This is a genomic window from Phyllobacterium sp. CCNWLW109 (genome assembly GCF_037203905.1).
GTDB lineage: Bacteria > Pseudomonadota > Alphaproteobacteria > Rhizobiales > Rhizobiaceae > Phyllobacterium > Phyllobacterium ifriqiyense.
On the sequence record NZ_JBBCBK010000002.1, the window covers coordinates 812,745 to 838,885 of the forward strand.

Annotated in this window: 22 protein-coding genes; 11 read left to right on the forward strand and 11 right to left on the reverse strand. The window is 53.7% G+C overall.

All coding sequences use genetic code 11. The features are described 5' to 3' along the window. Positions 1-129 precede the first annotated feature (129 nt). Positions 130-1,392 carry an FAD-dependent monooxygenase gene (locus V9K92_RS09255; RefSeq protein ID WP_337353828.1) on the reverse strand — a complete coding sequence of 421 codons (1,263 nt, stop codon included), beginning with the start codon at positions 1,390-1,392 and terminating at the stop codon, positions 130-132. Beyond that, positions 1,389-1,634 carry a zinc-finger domain-containing protein gene (locus V9K92_RS09260; protein ID WP_115051746.1) on the reverse strand — a complete coding sequence of 82 codons (246 nt, stop codon included), beginning with the start codon at positions 1,632-1,634 and terminating at the stop codon, positions 1,389-1,391. Before V9K92_RS09260 ends, V9K92_RS09255 begins: the two co-directional genes overlap by 4 nt. Positions 1,635-1,815: 181 nt before the next feature. On the opposite strand from V9K92_RS09260, the gene V9K92_RS09265 reads away from it, so the two are divergent. Together V9K92_RS09265 and ppx are read left to right on the forward strand one after the other, a co-directional pair. After that, the gene (locus V9K92_RS09265) at positions 1,816-4,008 is read left to right on the forward strand and encodes an RNA degradosome polyphosphate kinase (protein WP_115051745.1); all 2,193 of its coding nucleotides are present in this window, start codon (positions 1,816-1,818) and stop codon (positions 4,006-4,008) included. 58 nt (positions 4,009-4,066) lie between these two features. Next, complete coding sequence (gene ppx / locus V9K92_RS09270) at positions 4,067-5,578, forward strand: exopolyphosphatase (RefSeq protein WP_115051744.1); 1,512 nt, start codon at positions 4,067-4,069, stop codon at positions 5,576-5,578. 52 nt (positions 5,579-5,630) lie between these two features. Here the strand turns inward: ppx and V9K92_RS09275 are convergent, their stop codons facing one another. After that, positions 5,631-6,824: a TCR/Tet family MFS transporter gene (locus V9K92_RS09275; protein WP_337353829.1), complete on the reverse strand. Its 1,194-nt coding sequence runs from the start codon at positions 6,822-6,824 to the stop codon at positions 5,631-5,633. Positions 6,825-6,930: 106 nt separating this feature from the next. Here V9K92_RS09275 and V9K92_RS09280 point away from each other — a divergent pair, with 106 nt between their 5' ends. Both V9K92_RS09280 and V9K92_RS09285 read left to right on the forward strand, forming a co-directional pair. Further along, positions 6,931-7,581, forward strand: coding sequence for a TetR family transcriptional regulator (locus V9K92_RS09280; RefSeq protein WP_336441898.1), 651 nt, complete (start codon positions 6,931-6,933; stop codon positions 7,579-7,581). Between the two features lie 90 nt (positions 7,582-7,671). After that, positions 7,672-8,733, forward strand: coding sequence for a serine hydrolase domain-containing protein (locus V9K92_RS09285; protein WP_337353830.1), 1,062 nt, complete (start codon positions 7,672-7,674; stop codon positions 8,731-8,733). Here the strand turns inward: V9K92_RS09285 and V9K92_RS09290 are convergent, their stop codons facing one another. Continuing rightward, positions 8,734-9,648, reverse strand: a complete 915-nt coding sequence (locus V9K92_RS09290) for a DMT family transporter (RefSeq protein WP_337353831.1) — start codon at positions 9,646-9,648, stop codon at positions 8,734-8,736. A gap of 217 nt (positions 9,649-9,865) precedes the next feature. Next, complete coding sequence (rnd, locus tag V9K92_RS09295; RefSeq protein ID WP_115051740.1) at positions 9,866-11,026, reverse strand: ribonuclease D; 1,161 nt, start codon at positions 11,024-11,026, stop codon at positions 9,866-9,868. 141 nt (positions 11,027-11,167) lie between these two features. Between rnd and aspS the strand changes: the two genes are divergently transcribed. Further along, positions 11,168-12,958: an aspartate--tRNA ligase gene (aspS, locus tag V9K92_RS09300; protein ID WP_115051739.1), complete on the forward strand. Its 1,791-nt coding sequence runs from the start codon at positions 11,168-11,170 to the stop codon at positions 12,956-12,958. 76 nt (positions 12,959-13,034) lie between these two features. Here the strand turns inward: aspS and V9K92_RS09305 are convergent, their stop codons facing one another. Continuing rightward, a complete protein-coding gene (locus tag V9K92_RS09305; protein WP_337353832.1) occupies positions 13,035-14,231 on the reverse strand; it encodes a hypothetical protein in 1,197 nt (398 codons plus the stop codon). A 226-nt stretch (positions 14,232-14,457) separates the two neighbouring features. Between V9K92_RS09305 and parC the strand changes: the two genes are divergently transcribed. Continuing rightward, positions 14,458-16,773: a DNA topoisomerase IV subunit A gene (gene parC / locus V9K92_RS09310; RefSeq protein WP_307284148.1), complete on the forward strand. Its 2,316-nt coding sequence runs from the start codon at positions 14,458-14,460 to the stop codon at positions 16,771-16,773. An 8-nt stretch (positions 16,774-16,781) separates the two neighbouring features. On the opposite strand, the gene V9K92_RS09315 is transcribed toward parC, so the two are convergent. The 5 genes from V9K92_RS09315 to hemB form a co-directional block, all read right to left on the reverse strand. Next, positions 16,782-17,681, reverse strand: a complete 900-nt coding sequence (locus V9K92_RS09315) for a DMT family transporter (RefSeq protein WP_337353833.1) — start codon at positions 17,679-17,681, stop codon at positions 16,782-16,784. Between the two features lie 79 nt (positions 17,682-17,760). Beyond that, positions 17,761-18,510 (reverse strand): arginyltransferase, encoded by a 750-nt coding sequence (locus V9K92_RS09320; RefSeq protein ID WP_307284154.1) that lies wholly within the window; start codon positions 18,508-18,510, stop codon positions 17,761-17,763. A 102-nt stretch (positions 18,511-18,612) separates the two neighbouring features. After that, complete coding sequence (locus V9K92_RS09325; protein ID WP_162802406.1) at positions 18,613-19,029, reverse strand: hypothetical protein; 417 nt, start codon at positions 19,027-19,029, stop codon at positions 18,613-18,615. 45 nt (positions 19,030-19,074) lie between these two features. Next, the gene (locus V9K92_RS09330; protein WP_115051733.1) at positions 19,075-19,545 is read right to left on the reverse strand and encodes an RDD family protein; all 471 of its coding nucleotides are present in this window, start codon (positions 19,543-19,545) and stop codon (positions 19,075-19,077) included. Between the two features lie 69 nt (positions 19,546-19,614). Next, complete coding sequence (gene hemB / locus V9K92_RS09335; protein ID WP_115051732.1) at positions 19,615-20,652, reverse strand: porphobilinogen synthase; 1,038 nt, start codon at positions 20,650-20,652, stop codon at positions 19,615-19,617. A 183-nt stretch (positions 20,653-20,835) separates the two neighbouring features. On the opposite strand from hemB, the gene V9K92_RS09340 reads away from it, so the two are divergent. The 5 genes from V9K92_RS09340 (at position 20,836) to glyA (ending at position 26,122) form a co-directional block, all read left to right on the forward strand. Next, positions 20,836-21,891 carry an enoyl-CoA hydratase/isomerase family protein gene (locus V9K92_RS09340; protein WP_115051731.1) on the forward strand — a complete coding sequence of 352 codons (1,056 nt, stop codon included), beginning with the start codon at positions 20,836-20,838 and terminating at the stop codon, positions 21,889-21,891. Next, positions 21,888-22,316: a DUF6163 family protein gene (locus V9K92_RS09345; RefSeq protein ID WP_115051730.1), complete on the forward strand. Its 429-nt coding sequence runs from the start codon at positions 21,888-21,890 to the stop codon at positions 22,314-22,316. Before V9K92_RS09340 ends, V9K92_RS09345 begins: the two co-directional genes overlap by 4 nt. Before the next feature lie 161 nt (positions 22,317-22,477). After that, complete coding sequence (ldtR, locus tag V9K92_RS09350; RefSeq protein ID WP_115051729.1) at positions 22,478-22,993, forward strand: transcriptional regulator LdtR; 516 nt, start codon at positions 22,478-22,480, stop codon at positions 22,991-22,993. Positions 22,994-23,365: 372 nt separating this feature from the next. Further along, on the forward strand, positions 23,366-24,658 hold the full coding sequence (locus V9K92_RS09355; protein WP_370878863.1) for a L,D-transpeptidase family protein: 1,293 nt from the start codon (positions 23,366-23,368) through the stop codon (positions 24,656-24,658). 144 nt (positions 24,659-24,802) lie between these two features. Beyond that, positions 24,803-26,122, forward strand: coding sequence for a serine hydroxymethyltransferase (glyA, locus tag V9K92_RS09360; RefSeq protein WP_307284166.1), 1,320 nt, complete (start codon positions 24,803-24,805; stop codon positions 26,120-26,122). Positions 26,123-26,141 lie beyond the last annotated feature (19 nt).

Sequence of the window (26,141 nt, forward strand, 5' to 3'; positions counted from 1 at the left end):
GTTTTCTGCAATGTTACCAAACGGCGGCCTTATGGCCGCCTGTTTGATACTGCAATCCATTTTTCTTATATTTGGCCTGCAAGCCCTTTTGGGCGCTCATGACCCTCGCTTCGGCGAGGGTTTTTGCATTCAAATCTGGCCATCATATCCATAGAGCCAATCCAGCCCTTCGATAAACTTTTCGGCAGGGCGTTTGCGCATAATCATATTGCGCGCCATGGCGATTGGCCCTTTGGCATGATAGGCGAGCTGGTTCATCGCTCCGCGCCGCACCACTGCTTTGATACGTTTGCTGCGGGTCTTGTCAAACGCGTCTAAAGCCGATGGCCATGCTGCGATATTTTCCCCCAAGGCAGATGCCAGCGCCCATGCATCCTCGATAGCCATGGCCGCTCCCTGCGCTGCATATGGCGTCATCGCGTGGGCAGCATCCCCGATCAGCACCAGGCGATCCTTTATTCGGTAACGGCATTTACGCTGCTCAAACAATGGCCATGAAGTCCAAGGTCTTCCCGCCAGCATGATGTCGCGAATACCGGGATGCCAAAGATTGAATTCCCGGATAAAATTTTGGCTTGGCGTTTCCGGCACAGCCCCAGCCTCCCATCGCCGTCCGCCTTGGCGATCCGGGGCAACAGCAATGAAATTGAACATTTCACCGGAACGTATCGGGTAGGCGACCAGATGAGCGTTTGAACCAACCCAGGCAACAACATTGATGCCCTGAGGCAGCAGGGATGTGAAGCTCTTTGGCAACTGGTCAGCGGCGATGGTCGAACGCCAGGCAATCGTCGATGTATAGCGCGCGCGCTCCATGTCGGACATGGCAGTGCGCATATTCGACCAGACGCCGTCGGCACCTACGAGCAAAGCCCCGCGATGTTCCTCGATACGATCGTGATATTGAACGCGAACGATAATGCCATCTGCGTCAGGCTTGTACTGTGTCACCGCTGATTGCAGCTGGATAGCTATATTGGGCTGGCTTCGTGCCTGTTCCAGCAAGGCATTTTGCAGATCGGCCCGGTGGCAGACAATATAGGGTGAGCCCCATCTCGTGCGGGCCACATGACCAACATCAAGCGAAAGCAACATTTTGCCGCTCGAACCATCTGCAAGACAAATTGCCTGCGGTTCAACCGAGGATGGCGTCAATTGCTCGAGAACACCGAGCTGCTGCAATATCCGCGTGGCATTGGGGGAAAGCTGCACTCCGGCACCGGCTTCGGCCAGCGTCGCGCTTTTCTCAAATATCTGAACTGAAAAACCTTTGGCACTCAAGGCAAGCGCCAGCGTCAATCCGGCAATGCCAGCGCCGGCGATAATAATCTGGTCAGGATTGGGATCGCGCCTGTTTCGTTCGGTCTTTAAATCGATGAGCGATGCGTTCAAGCGGCCCTGTCCACATAGGTGCAACCTGCTGGGACGGTCTCATCGGCATGCAGCGAAGCGTCATAGCGGTAAAGCGTGGAGCAATAGGGGCAAACTTTTTCATTGTCATCGCCCAGATCGAGAAACACATGCGGATGGTCGAAAGGCGGGTTGGCACCCACGCACATGAATTCCTTCACGCCGATGGCAATGGTCGCATGTCCTGCGCTGTTCTGGAAATGAGGGATGCTGTGGCCAGCCATTTTTCGCTCCTGAATCGTCTTGTCAAATACGCATGTTTGGCATTTGACTTCTCTTTCGCTTCGGTTTGTATCATCCTGATTACGATTTCAAGACGATTGCTATCAAACTGTCAAAAGACTTGTCTATGGTGCGCTCTTAAGTCCGCATTTTGCGGGAAATTTTTTTAGCTGGAGAATATTGATGAACGACCAATCGCCCACCATTCCGCAGCCTGTTGAGAATGTCTCTCTGCCGGATCTGCACACCAGCGTTGATCGCTTCGTCAACCGCGAATTCTCCTGGCTGCAATTTAATCGCCGCGTGCTTGAAGAAGCGCAAAATACCCATCAGCCCTTGCTTGAGCGCCTGCGCTTTCTGTCTATTTCGGCTGCCAATCTGGATGAGTTCTTCATGGTGCGCATTGCCGGTCTGGCCGGGCAGGTGCGCGAAAACGTCTCCAGTCGCAGTGATGATGGACGCACGCCGCAGGAACAGCTGGAATTCGTTCTCGAGGAAGTCGGCAAACTTCAAGCCGCCCAGCAGCTGCGTCTGAGTGCCTTGCGCGAGGAATTGATCAGGGAGAACATCGAGATTGTTCGGCCTGATCGTTTGACCAAAGCTGAGCAGGAATGGCTGGAGGATCATTTTCTCGAAACCATCTATCCTGTGCTAACACCCTTGGCCATTGATCCGGCGCATCCTTTTCCATTTATCCCGAATCTCGGCTTCACCATTGCCATGCTGCTGAACCGCAGCACGGATAACCGCCCAATGACGGCGCTCCTGCGCCTGCCGCAGGCGCTCAAGCGCTTTATCCAGATACCGGATGATAGCGGTCGCTACCGCTTCTTATCTCTTGAAGATGCGATCAGCCTTTTCACCGGGCGGCTTTTCCCTGGCTATGAGGTCAAGGGTGCCGGCACGTTCCGCATCATCCGTGACAGCGATATTGAAGTCGAGGAAGAGGCGGAAGATCTGGTTCGCCTGTTCGAAAGCGCCCTGAAGCGCCGTCGCCGCGGTCAGGTGATCCGCATCGAATTTGATGATGAAATGCCTGAATCCCTGCGCAGCTTTGTGGCTACGGAGCTGGGTGTGCCGGATAATCGTATCAGCGTGCTTGGCGGTTTGCTTGCGCTCAATATGATTTCGGAAATTGTCAGCATTGCTCGCCCGGACCTGAAGTTTGTTCCTTACAATCCGCGTTTTCCTGAACGTGTGCGTGAACATGGTGGCGACTGCTTCGCAGCGATTCGCGAGAAAGACATCATCGTCCATCACCCTTACGAATCCTTCGATGTCGTGGTGCAATTCCTGCGTCAGGCCGCCGCCGATCCGGATGTCGTTGCAATCAAGCAGACACTTTACCGTACTTCAAATGATAGCCCGATCGTGCGTGCGCTGATTGATGCCGCAGATGCCGGTAAGTCCGTCACTGCCTTGATCGAACTTAAGGCGCGTTTCGATGAAGAGGCCAATATTCGCTGGGCCCGCGATCTGGAGCGCGCTGGCGTACAGGTCGTTTTCGGCTTTATCGAGTTGAAAACCCATGCGAAAATGTCGCTGGTCGTGCGCCGCGAAGAAAACAAGTTGCGCAGCTATGTGCATCTGGGCACCGGCAATTATCACCCCATCACCGCAAAGATTTATACCGATCTGTCGTTCTTCACATGCGAGCCTTCAATTGGCCGCGACGTGGCGCAAATCTTCAACTACATCACAGGCTATACGCCGCCTTCCGGCGAAATGCAGCTTGCCGTTTCCCCGATCACGCTGCGTCCTCGCATTCTTCAGCATATTGCCGAGGAAATCGCCCATGCGAAAGCTGGCCGTCCTGCCGCAATCTGGATGAAAATGAATTCGCTGGTCGATGCGAAGATTATCGATGCGCTTTATGAAGCCAGCAGTGCCGGTGTGGAAATTGATCTCGTCGTGCGTGGCATTTGCTGCCTGCGTCCGCAGGTGCCGGGGCTTTCGGAGAATATTCGCGCAAAGTCCATCGTGGGCCGCTTCCTTGAACACAGCCGTATTTTCTGTTTTGGCAATGGTAAGCCGCTCCCATCGGAAAACGCTCTGGTCTATTTCGGTTCAGCCGATATGATGACCCGTAATCTTGACCGCCGTGTTGAAACTTTGGTGCCCATCACCAATCCAACTGTGCATCAACAGGTTCTTTCACAGATTATGCTGGCAAACCTTCTCGACAACCAGCAGAGTTATGAGCTACTTGCAGATGGAACCTCGCGGCGGATCGCTCCCGCCGATGGGGAGGATGCTTTTAATGCGCAGGAATATTTCATGACCAATCCTAGCCTTTCAGGCCGTGGCAAGTCGCTGAAATCTTCTGCGCCTCGATTGATTGCCCATCGCAAGCGGAAAGCGGCGAAAGAAAAATGAATTTAATTGCGACTTTCTCTGGTGACTGCCGATATACCGGTTTGGGAACCCAGACTTTATGATATCGGCAGCACAGGGACGTGTGCAGGGACGCCGACCGGCCGCTGTCATCGACATCGGCTCGAATTCCGTGCGTCTTGTGGTTTACGAAGGTGTCACGCGCTCGCCCACGGTTCTTTTCAATGAAAAGATATTGTGTGGTCTTGGCAAGGGACTGGTCAAAACCAAAAAGCTGAATGCCAAAGCCGTGCAGAGCGCCTTGCGCGCGCTCCGCCGGTTTCGCGCGCTTGCCGAGCAGGCCGGTGCCGTGTCGCTGGATGTGCTTGCCACTGCCGCCGCACGTGAGGCGGAAAATGGTTCGCAATTTATCCGCGAAGCGGAAGCCATCCTTGAAGAACCCATCAAGGTTCTGTCGGGCCGGGAAGAAGCCTATTATTCGGCGCTTGGCATCATTTCCGGTTTTCATGATCCTGACGGCATTGCGGGCGATCTTGGCGGCGGCAGTCTGGAACTTGTCGACGTCAAAGGCCGTAAGATCGGTGATGGCATAACCTTGCCCCTTGGTGGTCTGCGCCTGCAGGATATGTCTGAAGGCGATTTGACCGAAGCGCTGAGCATCGCTCAAAAAACCCTGGGCACAGCCAAGCTTCTTGCCAATGGCAAGGGCAGGGCCTTTTATGCGGTTGGAGGAACGTGGCGAAACCTTGCCAAGCTGCATATGAGTGCGGAACATTATCCGCTCCACGTCATGCATCATTATGAAATTCCGTTCGAAGAAGCCCAGCGCTTCCTCAAGCGCGTTGCTGTCGGTGATGTGGACAATATGCGCGGCATTGAGGATGTCTCAAAAAACCGCCGGGCGCTCTTGTCCTACGGCGCCATTGCATTGCTTGAAACAATCAAGATCATGAAGCCGTCGAAAGTAGTCTTTTCGGCACTTGGCGTGCGTGAGGGCTTTCTCTATTCGCTCTTGCCCGAGAGCGAGCAGTTGAATGACCCGCTCATTTCTGCCGCCGAGGAACTGGCGACACTGCGTGCACGTTCGCCTGCCTATGCGCGTGAACTTGCCGACTGGAGCGGCGATGCTTTCGCGGCGCTGGGTTATAAAGAGACTGATGATGAGAAGCGCTACCGGCGCGCGGCCTGCCTGATTGCAGATATAAGCTGGCGGGCGCATCCCGATTATCGCGGCAGTCAGGCGCTGAACATGATCTCCAATGCCGCTTTTGTCGGCATTGATCATCCTGGCCGCGCCTATATAGCGCTTGCCAATTTCTTCCGTCATGAAGGGGTTGCCAATAGCGTACCGGACCCGGAGCTTGCGGCGATTGCCAGCCCGCGACTTTTGGAGTTCTCGCGTCTTCTGGCCGCCATCATGCGGATTACCTATCCATTTTCGGCTTCCATGTCCGGCGTCGTGCCGTATCTTTCGTGGAAAAACACCTCTGATGGCATCAGCCTTGTGGTGGATAAATCGAAAGCTGATCTCATCGGCGATGTCACCGAAGGACGCTTGCAACAATTGGCAAAGCTCATCGGCAAGCCGCTTAAAATGGAAGTCGGCAAGTAGGCGGCTTTCATTTTTGACTTTTACCGGACCGTCGTTTCTCAATGGCTGAAGATCAAGTGGCTGCGGCCATTTTTGCTTGGGGAATATGCAGATTTAGAACCAACGGTACCGTGATTGCGTAAACTGCTATGGCGGAGAGCCAGATTGCGCCCGGCCATTGTTTCTGCACGACAAAGTAGAAGCTTGAAAAGGCAAGCGGGGCGATGATTGATGCGAGGCTTATTGCAGAGGCCAGCACGCCCTGGAATTGGCCCTGTCGGTCATTATCGACCATGCGAGTGGCGAGAGACTGGAGCGACGGCACGCCAATCCCGCCAAGGACAAACACCGGCATGATGGCGAAGACCATCCAAGGATGTGTCGTCAAGCTCATGACGATCAATGCGAGAGATGTACCTGCGACGCCAACCAGAATTGTAGCCCGCTCCCCGAGAAGTTTTACGGCGGGTCCAGGCAAAAAAGCTTGAGCCAATGCTTGGCAAACACCATAGGTTCCCAGCGAGAGGCCGATCCATAAACCGTTCCAACAGAATGCGTCGTGGCCCCACAAGGCCCAGCAGGTGCCGTAAACTTCGCCGACGCCGCTGAAAATGAAAAACACTACGATGATCGGCATCAGTCCTTTCATCGAGAAGATCCAGCGGAATGGGCGAAGCGGATTGAGTGCGGCAAAGTCGATAGGCTGGCGGCTTGGTTTGCGCGACTCCGGCAGCATCAAAAAAGCGAGCAGTAAATTGCTCCCATTGAGAATCGCAGCAGCGATGAATGGAAGTCGCAGCCAGTAATCGCCGAATATCCCGCCAAGAACCGGCCCAATGATGAAGCCTGCGCCAAAGGTGGCGTTGAAAAGACCAAAGCGGCGCGCGCGTGTGTCCTCGGCCGAGATGTCAGTGATATAGGCTGTAGCAACGGAGATATTGGCACTAGTCAGCCCTGCAATGGCGCGACCGATCAGGAGCATCCATAGTTGCGGCGCAAAGGCCATAATCAGATAGTTGATGGCGGCTCCACCCATTGAAATCAATAAGACCGGTCGGCGCCCAAGCCGGTCACTAAGTGCGCCAAGCATGGGGGCAAAGACGAATTGCATCATGGCATAAAGGGCGGCCATGATCCCGATCCAGGAGGCCACGTTGCTGGCATGTGTAACCTCTTGGATCAGTCGCGGCAGAATGGGGAAGACCAAGCCAATCCCGACAGCATCGAGGCCTACAGTCGCAAAAATGATGAGAAGAGATCTATTCATCTATTTATACCGAGATTAAAAATGTACTTGGTACATAAATCTACAAGCAATTGCGATATGTCAACGGAAATATGTACTCAGTACAGAAAATGCGTTATCAAGCGGCATGAACCAGCCATCCGAATCAAAACCCGATCTTCGATCGCGTAAGCGCCTTGCCACCCGTCGTGCTATCTCGCGGGTGGCCGATCGCCTGTTTCTCGAACGTGGTTTCGACAACGTCACAGTGGACGATATTGCGGCAGCTGCCGATGTGGGCAGGATGACGGTGTTCAACTATTTTCCCCGCAAGGAAGACATGTTCTTTGATCGTGACGAGGAGGGACGCGAAATTTTGCGCAATGCCTTGCTACAGCGCGATCCCGGGGTTTCTCCGATTGAGGCTCTGCGCCTGCTGGCCCATCGGCTGGTAGCCGAGCAGCGCCCTTATGTTGAGTTTTCGAGCAGGAGCCAGGGCTTTACCAAGACGATTGAGGGCAGCGAAACTCTGAAAGCTCGCGCTCGTGCAATACGAGACGAGCTTGCGCATGTCGTGGCCGTAGAATTATCGGAAGGCGCAGGGCGCGGGCACACAGATGCTGACGCCAATCTGGCCGCGGCGCTTCTATTGGCAGTTTGGAGCGTGGCCTTTATTGAGGCGCATAAGGCCTATCGGCAAAGCGGAGATACCAAGGCAGCGGAAGCCACTTTTCTCGGTATTGTCGATAAGGGGACCATCGGACTGCAAGCCGCCTTGGCGGGTACGCCTTATATCTGACAATCCAGTTTCTGCGATATGCCGGTATGATCACACGCATGTGAGCGGAGTTGAGTTGCCGTACCGCCTCATGCTCGTCAAAGTCGTCGCATGAAAACCTATCCGGTTAATCGCCGCAGCTTCATCTTGGCCACCCTTGCCGGTGGAGCGGGCGCTTTGGCCCCTTCGTTCTCTCTTGCGCAGGTTCCAAACAAAGCTGTGGCTTTGGACAATGTTGCGACGAGCCAGATCATTGAACAGGCTTCGTCTTTTCCGGCACTCCAGACGATGATCGTATATGCCGGCGGGCAGACCCAGATTGAGCACCGTTTCCATGGTCCCGCCATAGATCGTCCCGTCAATGTCAAATCGGTTTCCAAGACAATCATTGCGACCTTGGCTGGCATAGCCATTGAGCGCAAAGTTTTTTCCGGATTGGACGAGCTTGTCGCGCCAATCCTGTCGAATAAGCTGCCGCAGGATCGTGATCCTCGGCTGGCGCGAATAACGCTCGGCAATCTGCTTTCCATGCAGGCGGGGCTTGATCGTACATCCGGCCCCAATTATGGCCGCTGGGTCGAGAGCTCCGATTGGGTTCGTTATGCGCTCGCTCGAGATTTCGTCGATGAGCCGGGCGGGCGCATGCTTTACTCAACCGGCAATTCGCATCTCATATCCGCAATGCTCACCCGCAAGACGGGTCGAACGACATTGCAGATTGCGCGCGATTGGCTGGGCGAACCGCTGGACATCACTATTCCACCTTGGCCACGTGATCCGCAGGGCATTTATTTCGGCGGCAATGACATGGAATTGTCGCCGCGGGCCATGCTCGCCTTTGGCAAAATGTTTCTTGAGGGCGGAAAGAGCGGCGGCAAGCAAATCGTGCCAGCTGCCTGGATCGAAGAATCGTGGAAGCCTCGAACCAGCTCGCCATTTACTGGCGATAGCTATGGTCTGGGCTGGTTCATCTCTTATATGCCGGATAGCAAGCCGTTCTATTATGCCTGGGGCTATGGCGGCCAGATGATCTATGTCGTGCCCCATGCATCCGTGGTAGCGGTGATGACCTCAAACACCGCAGCGCCTTCCGGTCGCTCCGGCTATGTGCGCCAACTGCACGATCTTTTGGCCACCCGAATTGTCCCGGCAGCAGAAGCTGCCATAGGTTGATCAGACGGGCACAGTCTTCTTGCGCGATGGAAATGTCATGGCGGCAACGCCTATGACAACGAATACAAGTCCGATCCATGCGGTCGAGGCCAAAGTTTCACCAAGGAAAATAACGCCGATTCCTACACCAATCGGAACGCGCAGATAGGCCTGCGATGTCGTACTCACCGAGCCAAGTGTGTGGATAAGCCGGAAATAGATAACAAAGGCGAGGGCGGTCGAAAACACCGAGAGACCGAGCAGTGCTAGCAGCGAGTCAGCCGATGGCGCAATGGTCCATGGCTGATCCACAATAAAGCTGATGGGGATAAGTATCACCGCGCCGCAAACCATTGAACCAGCGGCTGGCATCATCGGGTCAAGCCCCTTGAAGCCCCGTCCGAATATGGCAGCGGCGGCATAGGAGATTGTTGCAGCCACAATTGCCAGTTGCGCTATCAGTTCCTTGCCGACCCCCTGAAAGGCTTCCATTCCGATAATCAGGCTGATCCCGATGACACCGGCAATTGTTCCCAAAAGCTTGCGCATCGTCACCGCTTCATGCCGCGTAATCAGCACCGTCAGCAGAAAGGCGAAAATTGGCGTGGTCGAATTGAGGATAGTCGCCAGTCCGGCATTTACCGTCTGCTCGGCCCAGGCAATCAGGGTAAAGGGGATAACACTGTTGATACAGGCTTGAATGAAAAAGCGCTTCCAGATCGCCGGGTCCTTAGGCAGCGAAAGTCCACGCATTTTAATGATCGCCACCAACAGCCCTCCGGCTATCAATGTGCGTGCAGCAATAAAGGTGATCGGCGGGATGGTTTCGACACCAATTCTGATGAAGGTGTAGGAGGCACCCCATAAAGTTGCGAGTACAGCAAGGAGCGCAACCTCTTTGGCGAGAGCGGGCGTTGTAGTGGAGGAAGCAGTCATAGTTTAAACCTTCGCGGCATGGATCATAGCAATGATCAATGTCCTGAATTCTCAGCCCGATGCTTCGATGATGGCCGAATTATCGAAACTCAATAGGGTTGATTGGCCGAATTGAGTAATTTGCAGGAAAACAGCCGGATCTTCACAGAAAAACCGGCTGTTTTGACTGAATTTTTGTAACTATGGGCTGCAAAATGAGTGCAGTCAGTTGCAACCCTCATTCACTGGGAAGAACCAGCGCCCGAATTTTCTTGTTTTCGAATTTCAGGCAAAGCTCGCCATTGATCAGTTGAAGCGCCTTTTCTCCAAAGACTTCGCGACGCCATCCTTGCAATGCCGGAATGTCATCAACATCACCTTCCGAAGCGATCCTGTCGATTTCATCGGAGGTAGCCACCACCTTTGCGGCAACGCCATGCTCTTCGGTAACAAGCCGAAGAAGCACCTTCAAAAGCTCCGAAGCTGCTCCAGCGCCTTCCGGGGAAGCGCTTTGTTTCGGCAAGCGGGGCATCTCATCCTTCGGCAGGTCGAGTGCCAGATTGACAGCGTTGAGCAAGCCTGTTGCCATGCTGGAGCGTTCCCAACCCTTTGGAATCGTTCGCAAGCGTGACATTGCTTCCGCATCGCGCGGCTGCTGTTGTGCGATCTCGTAAATCGCGTCATCCTTGATGACACGCCCGCGCGGCACATTGCGTTCGCGCGCTTCGCGTTCGCGCCATGCTGCCACACTGCGTAGGACGGCAAGTTCCACCGGCTTGCGCAGGCGCATCTTCAGCCGCTTCCAGGCATCGTCCGGATGCATGTCATAGGTTTCGCGCGCGGTGAGAATTTTCATCTCGTCCAGAACCCATTCGGTGCGGCCCTCGGCTTCAAGGCTTTCCTTCAAATGGAGGTAAATATCGCGCAGATGTGTCACGTCCGCCAAAGCATAGTCGAGTTGCTTTTCGGAAAGTGGACGCCTGCGCCAATCGGTAAATCGTGAAGATTTGTCGATTTGTGCCCCAACCACCTTTTGCACCAATTGGTCATAAGCAATGGCATCGCCAAAGCCGCAAACCATCGCCGCAACCTGTGTATCGAACACCGGGTGCGGGATCAGATTGCCAAGATGGAAGATGATTTCAATGTCCTGGCGGGCCGCATGAAACACTTTCACGATTTTCTCGTCAGCCATCAGCTTAAAAAACGCTGCAAGATCAAGGCCAGGGGCCAGCGCGTCAACAATCGCCGTATGATCAGGCGATGCCAATTGGATAACGCAAAGCTCCGGCCAGAACGTGGTCTCGCGGATGAATTCCGTGTCGACAGTCACGAAGTCTGATTGGGAAAGGGCGGCAACAGCCTGTTCAAGCTGATCTGTGGTTGTAATCATGGTCATGATTTTTCTATAGCGAATGAGAATGGGTTTGTCTCGGTTCTTGACAAATCAGCTCCAAAATGCGCTTGTCCGCCCAAATTCTTTGGCGTGTCGAGGGCTTATCCTCGGTCTTTTCGCCATATTTAATCAGAGGCACATATCATGCACCGTTACCGCAGCCATACCTGCGCCGCCTTGCGTAAATCGGACGTTGGTTCGACAGTTCGTCTTTCAGGTTGGGTCCACCGCGTCCGCGACCATGGCGGAATTCTCTTTATTGATATCCGCGACCATTATGGCCTGACGCAAATCGTCGCCAATCCCGATTCGCCAGCTTTCAAGCTTGCCGAAACCGTACGGGGCGAATGGGTTATCCGCGTTGACGGTGAGGTGAAGGCACGTACCGAAGATACGGTAAACGCCAACATGCCGACCGGCGAGATCGAAGTTTTCGCGCGTGAGATCGAAGTTCTCTCGGCTGCGAAGGAACTACCTTTGCCGGTGTTTGGCGAATTGGATTATCCGGAAGATATCCGCCTGAAGTACCGCTTCCTCGATCTGCGCCGCGATACACTGCACAAGAACATCATGCAGCGCACGAAGATCATCGCTGCGATGCGCCGCCGTATGAGTGAGATCAACTTCACGGAATTCTCGACGCCAATTCTGACAGCTTCTTCGCCGGAAGGCGCGCGAGACTTTCTCGTGCCAAGCCGTATTCATCCCGGCAAGTTTTATGCTCTGCCGCAAGCGCCGCAGCAATATAAGCAGTTGATCATGATGTCCGGTTTCGACCGATACTTCCAGATCGCACCCTGCTTCCGCGATGAAGATCCACGTGCGGATCGTTTGCCGGGCGAGTTTTATCAGCTCGACGTTGAAATGAGCTTCGTTGAACAGAACGACGTTCTGACTACCATGGAACCTGTTCTGCGCGGCGTTTTCGAAGAATTTGCTGAAGGCAAGCGCGTTACCAAGGAATTTCCACGCATCGCCTATGACGATGCCATGCGTAAATATGGTTCCGATAAGCCGGACTTGCGTAACCCTATCGAAATGCAGGCAGTGACCGAGCATTTCGCCGGTTCAGGCTTCAAAGTCTTTGCAAACATGATCGCCAATGACCCAAAGGTCGAGGTATGGGCGATTCCTGCCAAGACCGGCGGCTCACGCGCATTTTGTGACCGCATGAACTCCTGGGCGCAGAGCGAAGGCCAGCCAGGTCTTGGCTATATTTTCTGGCGTAAGGAAGGCGAAAGCCTTGAAGGCGCTGGCCCTCTCGCCAAGAATATTGGACCGGAACGCACGGAAGCCTTGCGTGTGCAGCTTGGCCTTGATGACGGCGATGCAGCCTTCTTCGTTGCCGGCGATCCTAAGAAGTTCGTGTCCTTTGCAGGCGCTGCGCGTACGCGCGCTGGTGAAGAGCTGAACCTTGTTGACCGCGATCAGTTTGCGCTTTGCTGGATTGTCGATTTCCCCTTCTTCGAATGGCTTGAAGATGAAAAGAAGATCGACTTTGCCCATAACCCATTCTCAATGCCGCAGGGCGGCATGGATGCGCTCGAAAATCAGGATCCTCTGACGATCAAGGCATTCCAGTATGATATGGTTTGCAACGGTTTCGAAATTGCCTCGGGCGGTATTCGTAACCATCTGCCGGATACAATGGTCAAAGCATTTGAAGCTGTCGGTCATTCACGCGAAACCGTGGAAGAACGCTTCGGTGGTCTTTATCGTGCATTCCAGTATGGCGCACCGCCCCATGGCGGCATGGCAGCTGGTGTTGACCGCATCGTCATGCTGCTGGTCGGTGCGAAGAACTTGCGTGAAATCACCATGTTCCCGATGAACCAGCAGGCGTATGATTTGCTGATGAACGCTCCATCGGATGTTTCGCAGGCGCAATTGCGCGACCTGAATATCCGTCTTAACCCGGTGAAGAAGGAAGTTTAGAGACCTTCTCTAACCGACTCTGGACAAACAAAAATCCCGGCATCGCTGCCGGGATTTTTTCGTTTTATCGCCAGGATTACTGGTTCGCAATAACCGTAACGCCGAGTGTCTTGAGCAGAGACTTTGGATCGGCCATGCCGCCCGCTGCAATGATTGCGAATGGAACTGACTTTGGCGGAGCTGCCTTGATCTCGAGGGTCTTTGGATCGTCGAGATATTCGCCGACTGCCGTGCCGAGTGTCTGGGCGAATTCTGCATCGCCCAATTGTGCCGCAGCCATTGGCACGATTGCCTTTGCCTGATTGATCAGGTCTTCGCGCTTGGCGTTCTGCTGCTTGGCAACATAGTCGAGCGCCTTGTAGGTGACTGAGTCGTCCTCAAAACGGATCGAAGCGCCGGTAAAGCTCAACTGCTGCATAAGGCCGAGCATCGCCATGCCTTGTGCGTCGTCAGGCTTGCCTTCCATATTCTTGGTGGCTTCCTGCAGACCCTTGATGAAGTCCAGCGTGTAACCGGAAATGTCGAGCTTAACGCCGAGTGTACCAGCATCATCGGTGATGAAATCCATCTTTTCGATGTTCAACCGGCCATCTGCAACATTCCACGTGCCGTTCATATCGATTTTCCCGGTCAGTGTCTCATAACCAAGAGCGGTCAATGCTTCCTTGGTCTTTGGATCTTCGACTTCTGACAGATCGGCTTTGAAGCTTTCAACATTTGTCGTGAAAGCTACAGGTGACGTTTCAGTCAGCGGGGAAATCGTTGCGGTAAGCGCGTCGGCAACGAAAACATCCTTGCCTTTAGCATTAAAGGCGACGTGCTTTATTTCCGCTTTTTCATACTGCAAAAACTTTGCCAATGGCTCAGTTGCGCCTTCCGCCGGAAGGGTGATCCCTTCAAACGCTATGCCTTCCAGCTTAATTGTTCCCTTGTCTTCGCCTTCAGGAGAAAAGCTGACATCGGGGACCGTCAACGATCCAACCTTGAAGCCACCACCGGAAACGTCGCTCACATCGGAAAGCGTGACGTCACCGGCATTGAATGTTTCTTTAATGCCTGTTGTTGAAACCTTGGCATCCTTCAACACGACTGTCGTGCCGTTGGTTTCAACATTGCTGTACTCAAGGACACCGCCCTGTTCGGTATAAACAGCCTTCAGGCGCGCAGCGACAGCGTTTCCGTCGATGGCATAGGCTGAACCGGCAAATACGACAACGAGAGCAGAGGTTGCAGCCAGCAGACGCAAGCCGAACTTCACAGGGTTTGGACGCATAATTTGTTCCTTGTTGAGATCAATGATCATACCTATTGCATGAGGCGCGGCAAAACTGTGACAGCCATCAACCAAGCGGCAATATTTACGATTCGGGCGCTAGAAAGTCAGATTTGCCGTTCGAAGGCAAGCTTTGTTCAGCAGAACGGTGATTATGGGGCTATCAGCCTGTGATCTGGGCGAATCATTGCTTGCCCGCGAATCCTTGTCTTGATAGTCCATTCACATGGGAAAAAGCCTGATTCCGCCAGACAATGGCGATGATAATGTCGAACCGGTTGATCTGAAGGCAGCGCTGGAAGAGCGCTATCTTGCCTATGCTCTGTCAACGATCATGCATCGTGCCTTGCCGGATGTGCGGGACGGGCTAAAACCCGTTCATCGCCGCATCATGCATGCCATGCGTTTGCTGCGCCTGTCGCCTGATCAATCCTATGCCAAATGCGCCCGAATCGTCGGCGAGGTGATGGGTAAATTTCATCCCCATGGCGACCAGTCGATCTATGACGCGCTCGTTCGCTTGAGCCAGGATTTTGCCGTACGCTATCCCGTGGTCGACGGGCAGGGGAATTTCGGCAATATTGATGGCGATAACCCGGCAGCGATGCGTTATACCGAAGCGCGCATGACCGACGTTGCCATGCTGCTCCTAGAGGGCATTACCGAAGATGCCGTCGATTTCCGCCCGACCTATAATGAGGAAGACGAAGAACCAATCGTTCTTCCCGGAGCCTTTCCAAACCTGCTTGCCAATGGTTCGTCGGGCATTGCGGTCGGCATGGCCACCTCGATTCCACCGCACAACGTATCGGAACTCTGCGCTGCGGCACTGCATCTGATCAAGCATCCTGACGCGACGGTGGAAGAGCTCATGACTTCCCCGGAGGAATGGGCGGCCATCGAAGCTTTGGCGAAAGACGACCCTAAAGCCCTGCTTACCTGCAAGGTGCGTGGTCCCGATTTCCCGACGGGCGGCATTCTTGTCGAAAGTTGGGAAGCAATTGTTGAAGCCTATAAAACCGGCCGCGGCGGTTTTCGTCTGCGTGCCCGCTGGGAAACGGAAGATCAGGGCCGAGGCACGTGGAACATCGTCATTGGCCAAATCCCTTATCAGGTTCAAAAGTCACGGCTCATTGAAAAGATCGCGGAACTCCTGATCGCCAAGAAGCTGCCATTGCTGGATGACGTACGCGATGAGTCGACTGAAGATGTCCGCCTTGTGCTTGAGCCCAAGAGCCGAAGCGTCAATCCGGACATTCTCATGGAGTCGCTGTTTAAGCTGAGCGAACTTGAAACGCGCTTTCCGCTCAATATGAATGTTCTGTCGCAAGGCAAGGTGCCGAACGTTCTCTCCTTGCGTGAAGTTCTCAAACAGTGGCTTGAACACCGCAAGGAAGTGCTTATTCGCCGCTCGCGCCATCGTCTTGGTGAAATAGAGCGGCGTCTTGAAATTCTGGGCGGCATGCTCATCGCCTATCTGAATATTGATGAAGTTATCCGCATCATCCGCGAGGAGGACGAACCGAAGCAGGAGATGATCCGCCGCTTCGAACTCACCGATAATCAGGCGGAAGCTATCTTGAATATGCGCCTGCGCTCCTTGCGCAAGCTTGAAGAGTTTGAAATCCGCAAAGAATTTGACGGATTGAGCGCCGAAAAGAAGCAGATCGAGGAATTGCTGGGATCAGAGCCAAAACAATGGCAGACGATTTCGTGGCAGATCGCTGAAATGCAAAAGAAGTATGGACCGGAGACCTTGGTTGGCAAGCGTCGCACAACCTTCGCCAATGCGCCGACACATGACCTGACCGACATTCATCACGCCATGATCGAGCGCGAGCCGGTGACGGTCGTCGTGTCGGAAAAGGGCTGGCTGCGCGCCATGAAGGGGCATCTGGCAGACTTTGCTACCTTGACCTTCAAGGAAGGCGACAAGCTGAAGCTGGCATTCCACGCTGAAACAACAGACCGCATCCTCGTTCTGACTACCGGCGGCAAGTTCTACACCATCGGTGCAAACAGCCTTCCCGGTGGGCGTGGTCATGGCGAGCCGATCCGCATCATCGTCGATATGGAGAACGACCAGGATATTGTCACCGCTTTCGTGCACAATCCCGAGCGTAAGCTGTTCCTGTCATCGCATGTCGGCAATGGCTTTATCGTTCCTGAAGCAGATGTCATTGCCAATACGCGCAAGGGCAAGCAGGTGATGAACGTCAAGTCTCCGGACGAAGCGCGCCATTGCGTGCCGGTCATCGGCGATAGCGTTGCCATTGTTGGTGAAAACCGCAAGCTGCTTGTCTTCCCGCTGGCCGATGTACCAGAGCTCGGTCGCGGCAAGGGCGTGCGTCTGCAACGCTACAAGGATGGTGGCGTTTCCGATATCCGCATCTTCACAATGGAGCAGGGATTGACGTGGCAGGACGCTTCCGGCCGCAGCTTCACGCGTGGAAAACTGGAGCTTTTGGAATGGGTCGGCCCGCGCGCCACGGCCGGCCGCATGGTTCCAAAGGGTTTCCCGCGCTCGGGCAAGTTCTCGTAAGTCGGGCCCTAGATCGGATGGCGGATTGCCGTCGTCCGGGCTCGCCTGCGTGAATGGACCATCTGCCACAGCGAATGACCGATCAATGCTGAAATGATGATAATGCCTCCCAAAAGGGTTGCGTCGGTTGGGCGTTCGGAAAATACCAGCCAGACCCAGATGGGCGTCAGCACTGTTTCAAGCAGATAAAACATCGCGACTTCCGGTCCTGAAAGAAAGCGCGGACCTGTTGCAAGGCAGATGAAGGCGATTGTGGTGACCACCGCGCCGTTGAAGATGATCCAGCCAGGAACGGCGACGTTGAATCCATTTTGCGATACCATGAATGCAGCAACGGCTATAGGCACTGCGGTGCCCATCATTGCAGCAAAGCTCATATCCTTGCCGGATGCGCGCGTGACCGTGATGGCCGATGCGAGAATGAAAGTCGACAACAGCCCCATCAAATCGCCGAAGACATGACCTGCCGATAAGCCTTCATACACGATGATTCCGACGCCGATCAGCATCAGGAACATGGCAATGAAAGTGATCGCCTTGGGCCGTTCTTTCAGAAATACCCAGGACAAAAGCGCAGCGAATACGGTGTTGAACGCCAAAATGAAAACAAGATTGGCTGTTTTCGTATTATAAACAGCAGTCATGAAGGCGATTGAAGCCAAGCCATACAGCGCTGCAACCAGATACCCGATCTTGCCCGGAAGGACTTTTCGGCGCTTTCCGGTGACGAGATTCCAAACGGCCCAAATGATGAGCGCGCAGATGAAGGTTGTCGAGCTGCGCAGCAGCAGCGTTGACCATGTTTCCCCTTGGCCAAGGCGCAACAAAGGAATGTCTGCCGAAAGCACCAGACCTCCGATGCCGGTGATGAGCAAACCTTTGCGATGGTCGAGGTGAAGCTGGGACATGCGGCAGATTTCCGGGGGGATTCATTTGAATTATGCCGCGTTGTCTAGCGGTAGAACAGGCTGCCGTCCAGCGTACCCATCAGGGCGCGCGGCGCTCCCAGCCTTTCATGCCCAGATGTTCCTGCGGCTGGTAGCGGATTTTATATTGCATCTTGCGCGAGCCCTCGACCCAATATCCAAGATACACATGCGGCAGGCCTGCGGCAGCTGCGCGCTGAATATGGTCGAGGATCATAAAGGTGCCAAGAGAGCGGCTTGCATGGTCCGGATTGAAGAATGAATAAACCATGGAAAGCCCGTCACCCATGATATCGGTCAATGCCACGGCAATCAGTTCACCTTCGCCCTTTTGCGTAATGAAGCTATCGGGGCCGCGCCGGCGATATTCGATGATCTGGGTGGGCACGTGGGTGTCTTCCACCATCATGGCATAATCGAGGACGGTCATTTCCGACATGCCGCCTTTATTGTGGCGCGCATTGAGATAATGCCTGAACAGTGAATATTGTTCGGTCGATGGTTCGGCGTGATGAATATTGCCGATCAGGTCACGATTGCGATTCCATACACGTCGCATGGATTTATCCTGCGTGAACTCACCGGCGAGAATGCGCACGGAAACACATGCCCGGCAATTCTCGCAGGCTGGCCGGTAAGCGATGTTTTGCGAGCGCCGAAAGCCACCTTGAGTCAGCAGATCATTCAGCTCACTGGCTCGCCCGCCCACAAGGTGGGTAAATACCTTGCGTTCAAGCTGTCCCTCAAGATAAGGGCATGGCGAGGGGGCTGTCAGAAAAAACTGCGGTGATTGCTGCGGTTGATGGGTCATCCAAGTTCCTGGCACGCTCTGTAACAACTATAGAATCGTATGACCGCCTAAAACGTCAATTCAATTATATTGCATTGCAGAGTGAATGTCGCGTGTGTCGTATCAGTGCACGGGTCTTTCGGGGCAGCGTGACCCACTCCATGAATGGATGGGCGGATCGAAACGGCCATTGGTTGAACCACCCCACGCCGCTTTGAAACTTTGATAATCGCTGCTGAAATGTAAAGAGACGAGGCCCGTGCCATCCTTGTCCGTCCAAATCAGCGTGCGGTCTGTCGGGCTGGTTTGGTCTTTTTCGATGACATTGCCATCGGTGCGTCCGGCCAACCCATCTATTTTATACGTCCCGGTAATTCGCCCGTCACGGTCCACGCTCAGATTGGTTTGGATATCCTGGTAATCGCCATAGGAAATAACTTCGCCGCAGAATTTTCCCGCAGGCGAAGCCGCATAGCTCACGCCGCCTGACAAAACGAGCAAGGCAGCTGCTACAGCAACGGATTTGTGTCTGTTCATCATTTCAATGCCGAAGAAGAAAGGCTCCCGGACGGGAGCCTTCAATGTTTAATTATATGCCCTGACGACAACCGTTCCGAGCAGAAGGTCATGCAATGTACGTTTGCGGTCAAGGAAGAAGGTTGCGAGCAGAATAAATGGGGTCAACACGACATTGAGGCCCCAGAAGAGCACAGTATGAACGATTGCGAGCAGTCCGTCCACTTTCCCGCCATCCAGGCGTTCAAGCTTCAGCCCCATCATCTGCATACCTTTGGTAGCCTGACGCGGTCCGCCAAGGGTGCCGTAAATATAAATCAGGGCAACAGCTGGAAACATTATGCCGTAAAGCATCCAACCAAGGCCCAGCGTCGCGATCCCCAGAATGAAAACGAGGATAGCTACCGGAATGCAAAGCAGAAACACGATCGCATAGTCGATCAGGAAGGCAAATATGCGGCTGGTGCGCACGCCCTGATACAAGCGCCAATCGTCGAAACGATCAGTAATTATTTCGCCATCAAGGGTTTTCGCGTTCATTTTGTTTCCTGTTTTCAAGTGATAGCCAAATGGCCATTACCCTGAAATTGGGAATTCAGGCAGATAAATTCAAGCGCCAGCCTTCAATCGTTCTGCAACAATGGGTGCGAAGTAGGTGAGAATGCCATCGCAGCCAGCGCGTTTGAAAGCCAGCAGCGTTTCCATCATCACCCGTTCTTCGTCGATCCAGCCATTGGCGCCGGCGGCTTTGATCATCGTGTACTCACCCGAAACCTGATAAGCGAAGGTCGGCACAGAAAATGTGTCCTTCAACCGGCGGATAATATCAAGATAGGGCAGGCCGGGCTTTACCATGAGCGAATCTGCGCCCTCGGCGAGATCCTGCTCTGCCTCGCGCACCGCTTCATCGGTGTTGGCAGGGTCGATATAATAGGTTTTCTTGTCGCCCTTCAGCCGACCGGACGTGCCGATTGCTTCGCGGTAGGGGCCATAAAACGCCGAAGCGAATTTGGTGGCATAGGCCATGATCGCGACATCTTGAAAGCCATTTTGATCCAAGGCATCACGAATGGCACCAATGCGGCCATCCATCATATCCGATGGCGCAATAATATCGGCGCCTGCAGCAGCTTGCAACACTGCACCTTGCGTAATTTGAGCAACAGTCTCGTCATTGATGATGATACCGTCGCGCAAAATACCATCATGGCCATGGCTGGTGAACGGGTCGAGCGCAACATCGGTAATCATGCCAATTTCAGGCACGGCATCTTTGATCGCGCGCGTAGCCCGGTTGATCAAATTGTCAGGGTCAAGAATCCCTGAACCCGTATCGTCGCGCAGATCAGCGGCAATATTGGCAAATGTAGCTATGGCAGGAATGCCAAGCTTGGCGGCCCGTTCTGCTTCACGCACAGCCATATCCACTGAAAAACGCTGTACGCCCGGCATGGCGGCAATGTCTTCTCGTCGGTTCTCACCTTCGCAAAGGAATATCGGCCAGATCAGATCATTGACTGTCAGCTGGTTTTCCTGAACCAGACGACGCGACCAGTCGGCCTTGCGCATGCGGCGCAAACGGCGGCTCTGGGTAATTTCATCAACGGTTCTTGGCGCGTGCCTTTGAAATGCGGGATGTTTGTTCATGTTTTCTGCCTGCTGTTTGGAATAGTTTTAACAGGATCGCCACAATAGCATAACCCCAAAATTGCGGCTCGTTCTTGGACCAAATGCCCAAGCTGCCAGCTCTACCTTTGTCCTGAACCACGTCATCCATTGACGCGCCCCGCCGGAGTTTCCTACCTTCGCTTGCAAATAACGGAGAAATGCATGGAAATCGATTTTGGCGGGATGGGTGAAATCGCATTTGAGCGGCGCGGCAAAGCTGGTCTGGTTCGCCTGACGCGGCCAAAAGCGCTTAACGCGCTGACGCGGATTATGGTCAGTGCATTGCATCGTGCGCTGATTGCCTGGTCTACCGACGAGGCGGTCCATTGCATTATCGTTGAAGGCGAGGGACGGGCCTTTTGCGCTGGTGGCGATATTCTCGCCGTTTATCATGCGGGCCGTTCCGGTGCCCCGCTCTATGATTTCTTTGCCGACGAGTATCGACTCAACGCCTATATAAGACACTATCCCAAGCCGTATATCTCGCTGATTGATGGCATTGTCATGGGCGGCGGTGTTGGCATTTCGGTGCATGGCTCGCATAGGGTCGTCACGGAAAACGTCACTTTTGCCATGCCCGAAGTTGGCATCGGCTTTTTCCCGGATGTCGGCGGCAGTGCTTTCCTGCCGCATCTGCCGGAGCATTTCGGCACTTATCTCGCTTTGACCGGCAATAGAATCAAGCAGGGCGACTGCCTGCAAAGCGGCATTGCCACCCATGCGATCAAGGCGGAAGACAAGGAAAAACTCAAACGCAGCCTGATCCGGTCGGGTGATCCTGAAAAGGCGTTAAAGGGCAAGACGATCAATCCTGACTTTGAAACACCCGAAGCAATGCGCGACATGATAAGCGTTCTCTTTGACTCGCCAACATTAAGCGGTTGTCTCATCCGGCTTGCTGCCGCAGGGGTGAATGGCAGTGAAGAAGCACAAAAACTTCTTGATCTGATCAAGACTCGCTCGCCCACAAGTCTGCATGTCAGTTTCCGTCAGATAGAAGAGGGCCGCGAACTTGATATGGACCAGTGCATGCAGATGGAATACCGCATTCTTTGCCGTATGCTTGAAAATCACGACTTTTATGAAGGTGTAAGGGCACTTCTTGTGGACAAGGATAATTCGCCCGTGTGGAGTCCCGCAAAAATCGAAGATATAACGCCTGAAATGGTCGATGCCTATTTTGCATCATTGGGCGAGCGGGAATTACAACTGACATGAATGACAAGCCCACCCATTTGCCTTTCGACCCGACTATGGCCCAAACAGGCTTTGTCTGGTTGCTGCGGCTTGTAGCGATCTACTCACTTGTCGCCGGGGTAGGCTACTGGGCGCAGATCAGTGGCTATTATGAAGGGCTGCTCTGGCGCTTCGACCTCATGCCATGGCAATGGAAAGTCGCCTCCGTTTCGCTGGCAATGCTTTATCCCGTTGCTTCAACCGGTCTTTGGATGATGGTGTCCTGGGGGCCGGTTATCTGGTTTGTCGCCGCACTCGGCGAAACGCTGATGTTTACAGTATTCTCGGAGTTCTTCTTTTACAGGCCCCAAATTGCTATTATTCATGGCTGCGTTGCACTGCTTTACATCGTCTTCCGGATAGTGCTGTTTTTGCAGAAACGTCAGCAGGCCATGCCAATCCGCTAATTCTCAAAATATGCTGGCGGTAAGTCTTCATTAAGGTAGAAATTGATTCTGTGATGGTAAGATACTGTTAAGTCTATGTTTTAAGTCGAATTTTATGCGTATTCGATAGTGTCTGCTCAACGGTGAGAAAAATACACCGAAACAACAGTGAGGCAGGTATTATGAACAGCATACAGAGAAAGTCTGGCGCAAGCTCGCATTCTACAGTAAATGACACAGCATTGCGTACATTATATCTTGAAGCACTTCAGTTGGTCGAGCGGTTACATCGCCGGTTGCTTGACGTAGTCAAGGATGAATTCGATCGTAATGGCCGCAGTGACATCAACGCCATTCAGGCATTGCTGCTTTTCAACATCGGCAATGCGGAACTGACAGCCGGAGAACTTCGCAGTCGCGGCTATTATCTGGGATCGAACGTTTCCTACAATCTCAAGAAACTGGTCGAACTCGGCTTTATCTCCCACGAACGCTCACGCACAGACCGTCGTTCGGTTCGCGTCAGCCTCACGGAGAAGGGTTCTGAAGTGGCCGAACTGGTTGCCGGCCTCTATGAGCGCCACGTTGCATCGATCGAGCATGTTGGAGGCATAAAGGCTGAAGAATTCCAGTCCATGAACAAGGCACTTCAGCGTCTTGATCGCTTCTGGAACGACAGCATCGCCTACCGCATGTAATTTTGGGGTAGCTGCAATAACAAAAGCCCGGCTTTGCGCGCAGCAAAGGCGGGCTTTGTCTATTGGTTCACAATACTTGAAGTCCACACGGGGGCAATTCGACTTTGGGCCGAGTTAAGACAGGTTCTGCATCTCGGTGACTGCTCTAGCCCAAGTCATTAATCCGCCATAATGGAATGCAACTGCACGATCCTATACTCAAGTCAGTGCAGCATCATTATCGCCTCAATGGGCGCATATCGCGTAATCATCACAATCGCGCTATACTTCGCGGAAAGTTGATGTTTGTTAACGATGTTCCTGATATTTTTGGAAACCATATCTGCTCGCGCGCATTGCTGTGAGCAGCTTGACTGCGAAGCTTCCAACAGGTTGGACAAGAACATGAAAAAATTTGGATCGTCAGCGCTGGACCGCCGCGCATTTTTGACCGGTGTCGCAACAGCAGGCATGGCGGCCGTTGCTTCGTCTGCCTTTGCGCAACAATCCGATATTGGTGACATTCTCTCCGCTCCAAAACGCGGCAACTGGGATGATCAGTTTGATGCGCGCTCGACAAGCCGTGGCAAGGTCGCAAGCTTCCAGCCTATCGCCAGTCCTGAAACAGTGTCCTTCATCGAGAATGCCATCAACACCTATAGCCAGATTGTCGGCAATGGTGGTTGGCCGACCGTCCCCGGCAATGTGAAAATGCAGCTCGGCGTGGTCGATCCCGCCGTTTCGGTCATGCGCAAGCGCCTGATCATCGCGGGTGATCTTTCGCAGAGCGCCGGCGTTTCCAATTCTTTTGATACGTATGTCGATGCGGCGGTCAAGCGCTTCCAGTCGCGCCATGGTCTGCCCGCCGACGGCGTCATGGGCCAATATTCATTGGCAGCAATGAACGTTACGGCTGACGTTCGTCTCGGCCAGTTGCAGACAAATCTGGAGCGCGTCCGTAAGCTTGCTTCTGAGGATCAAGGCGCCCGTTATGTCATGGTCAATATTCCTGCCGCGCAGATTGAAGCAGTTGAAGCGGGCAGGGTTGCCCAGCGTCACACGGCCATTGTCGGCAAGATTGATCGCCAGACACCCATCCTCGACTCCAGGATTCACGAGGTCATCCTTAATCCATATTGGACAGCGCCGAAGTCGATTATCCAGAAGGATATCATTCCGCTGATGCGTAAGGACCCAACCTATCTGGAGAAGAACAAAATTCGCCTGTTTGACGAACGCACCCGCGAGGAAGTTTCGCCGGAGAGCGTTGACTGGTCAACCGATGATGCTGTCAAGCTGATGTTCCGTCAGGATCCAGGCAAGATTAACGCCATGTCCTCGACCAAGATCAACTTCGCAAATCCCTATGCGGTCTATATGCATGACACGCCCTCGCAGGGCCTGTTTAACAAGCTGATGCGTTTCGACTCGTCAGGTTGTGTCCGCATTCAGAACGTACGCGATCTCAATGTCTGGCTGCTGCGTGACACCCCGGGCTGGGATCGCCAGACAATGGAGGCGACAATTGCCTCCCGCGTCAACACACCGATTGCCGTGACTAACCCTGTTCCCGTGCATTTCGTCTATGTGTCGGCATGGTCCACGGGTGACGGCGTTGTTCACCTGCGTGACGATATTTACGAGATGGATGGTCAGAAAGCCCTGTCGATCGGCACCAACACCTAATCCTGTCTGACTGAGAATTGAAAAAGACCGCTAGTAGCGGTCTTTTTTATGATGGCGGTTTCAAACCATTGGTTTTCGTCCATCGGCCATTGGCCTCTGCCATTTAAGTATGATAATGCGCGGCAACTACCCACGAATATCCAAATGGCAAATGAGGGTTCAGGCACCATGTCGAATGCAGATACATTTTTCAACGCATCGCTCGAAGATATCGATCCGGAAATTTTCAGCTCGATCCGCAAAGAGCTGGGCCGTCAGCGCCATGAAATCGAATTGATTGCATCGGAAAATATCGTGTCGCGCGCTGTTCTTGAAGCGCAGGGTTCGATCATGACCAACAAATATGCCGAAGGCTACCCGGGCAAGCGCTATTATGGCGGCTGCCAGTTCGTTGATATTGCTGAAGAACTTGCTATCGAACGCGCCAAGAAACTGTTTGGATGCAATTTTGCCAATGTGCAGCCTAATTCCGGCAGCCAGATGAACCAGGCCGTGTTTCTGGCCCTGTTGCAGCCCGGCGACACATTTATGGGCCTGGATCTGAATTCTGGCGGTCACTTAACCCACGGTTCTCCGGTCAACATGTCCGGAAAATGGTTCAAGGTCGTTTCCTATGGCGTTCGTCAGGACGATCATTTGCTGGATATGGATGCCATTGAAAAGCAGGCACAGGAAACCAAGCCGAAGCTGATCCTTGCTGGTGGTACTGCCTATTCCCGCATTTGGGATTGGGAGCGGTTCCGCAAGATTGCCGATAGCGTCGGCGCCTATCTGATGGTTGATATGGCTCATATTGCCGGTCTGGTCGCTGCCGGTGTTCACCCTTCGCCGATACCGCATGCCCATGTTGTTACCACCACCACGCATAAATCACTGCGCGGCCCTCGCGGCGGCATGATCCTCACCAATGACGAGGATATTGCGAAGAAGATGAATTCAGCCGTATTCCCCGGTTTGCAGGGTGGCCCCTTGATGCACGTCATCGCTGCAAAGGCAGTTGCCTTCGGCGAGGCGCTCAAGCCTGAATTCAAGGTCTATGCCCAAAACGTTGCTGACAATGCCAAGACCTTGGCCGCGACATTGAAAAAGAACGGCCTCGACATCGTTTCCGGCGGTACAGACAACCATCTTATGCTCGTCGATCTGCGTCCAAAGAATGCAACCGGCAAGCGGGCGGAACAGGCACTTGGCCGCGCAAACATCACCTGCAACAAGAACGGCATTCCCTTCGATCCGGAAAAGCCATTCGTCACGTCCGGTGTCCGTCTTGGAACGCCAGCAGGCACTACGCGCGGATTTGGCGCAGCAGAGTTCACCGAAATCGGTAATCTCATCTCGGAAGTACTTGATGGTTTGAAGGTCGCCAATTCCGATGAGGGCAATGCAGCTGTGGAAAAGGCAGTTCAGCAGAAGGTTATTACCCTGACTGACCGCTTCCCTATGTACTCCTATCTGGGCCAATAAGCCTGTTTTGCCTTGGCGA

What these genes read in the sequence shown, in the direction of transcription:
- V9K92_RS09260 (WP_115051746.1), bottom strand. Translation starts at nt 1,634, where the DNA reads ATGGCTGGCCACAGCATCCCTCATTTCCAGAACAGCGCAGGACATGCG.
- V9K92_RS09265 (WP_115051745.1), top strand. Translation starts at nt 1,816, where the DNA reads ATGAACGACCAATCGCCCACCATTCCGCAGCCTGTTGAGAATGTCTCT.
- ppx (WP_115051744.1), top strand. Translation starts at nt 4,067, where the DNA reads ATGATATCGGCAGCACAGGGACGTGTGCAGGGACGCCGACCGGCCGCT.
- V9K92_RS09275 (WP_337353829.1), bottom strand. Translation starts at nt 6,824, where the DNA reads ATGAATAGATCTCTTCTCATCATTTTTGCGACTGTAGGCCTCGATGCT.
- V9K92_RS09280 (WP_336441898.1), top strand. Translation starts at nt 6,931, where the DNA reads ATGAACCAGCCATCCGAATCAAAACCCGATCTTCGATCGCGTAAGCGC.
- V9K92_RS09285 (WP_337353830.1), top strand. Translation starts at nt 7,672, where the DNA reads ATGAAAACCTATCCGGTTAATCGCCGCAGCTTCATCTTGGCCACCCTT.
- V9K92_RS09290 (WP_337353831.1), bottom strand. Translation starts at nt 9,648, where the DNA reads ATGACTGCTTCCTCCACTACAACGCCCGCTCTCGCCAAAGAGGTTGCG.
- rnd (WP_115051740.1), bottom strand. Translation starts at nt 11,026, where the DNA reads ATGACCATGATTACAACCACAGATCAGCTTGAACAGGCTGTTGCCGCC.
- aspS (WP_115051739.1), top strand. Translation starts at nt 11,168, where the DNA reads ATGCACCGTTACCGCAGCCATACCTGCGCCGCCTTGCGTAAATCGGAC.
- V9K92_RS09305 (WP_337353832.1), bottom strand. Translation starts at nt 14,231, where the DNA reads ATGCGTCCAAACCCTGTGAAGTTCGGCTTGCGTCTGCTGGCTGCAACC.
- parC (WP_307284148.1), top strand. Translation starts at nt 14,458, where the DNA reads ATGGGAAAAAGCCTGATTCCGCCAGACAATGGCGATGATAATGTCGAA.
- V9K92_RS09315 (WP_337353833.1), bottom strand. Translation starts at nt 17,681, where the DNA reads ATGTCCCAGCTTCACCTCGACCATCGCAAAGGTTTGCTCATCACCGGC.
- V9K92_RS09320 (WP_307284154.1), bottom strand. Translation starts at nt 18,510, where the DNA reads ATGACCCATCAACCGCAGCAATCACCGCAGTTTTTTCTGACAGCCCCC.
- V9K92_RS09325 (WP_162802406.1), bottom strand. Translation starts at nt 19,029, where the DNA reads ATGATGAACAGACACAAATCCGTTGCTGTAGCAGCTGCCTTGCTCGTT.
- V9K92_RS09330 (WP_115051733.1), bottom strand. Translation starts at nt 19,545, where the DNA reads ATGAACGCGAAAACCCTTGATGGCGAAATAATTACTGATCGTTTCGAC.
- hemB (WP_115051732.1), bottom strand. Translation starts at nt 20,652, where the DNA reads ATGAACAAACATCCCGCATTTCAAAGGCACGCGCCAAGAACCGTTGAT.
- V9K92_RS09340 (WP_115051731.1), top strand. Translation starts at nt 20,836, where the DNA reads ATGGAAATCGATTTTGGCGGGATGGGTGAAATCGCATTTGAGCGGCGC.
- V9K92_RS09345 (WP_115051730.1), top strand. Translation starts at nt 21,888, where the DNA reads ATGAATGACAAGCCCACCCATTTGCCTTTCGACCCGACTATGGCCCAA.
- ldtR (WP_115051729.1), top strand. Translation starts at nt 22,478, where the DNA reads ATGAACAGCATACAGAGAAAGTCTGGCGCAAGCTCGCATTCTACAGTA.
- glyA (WP_307284166.1), top strand. Translation starts at nt 24,803, where the DNA reads ATGGCAAATGAGGGTTCAGGCACCATGTCGAATGCAGATACATTTTTC.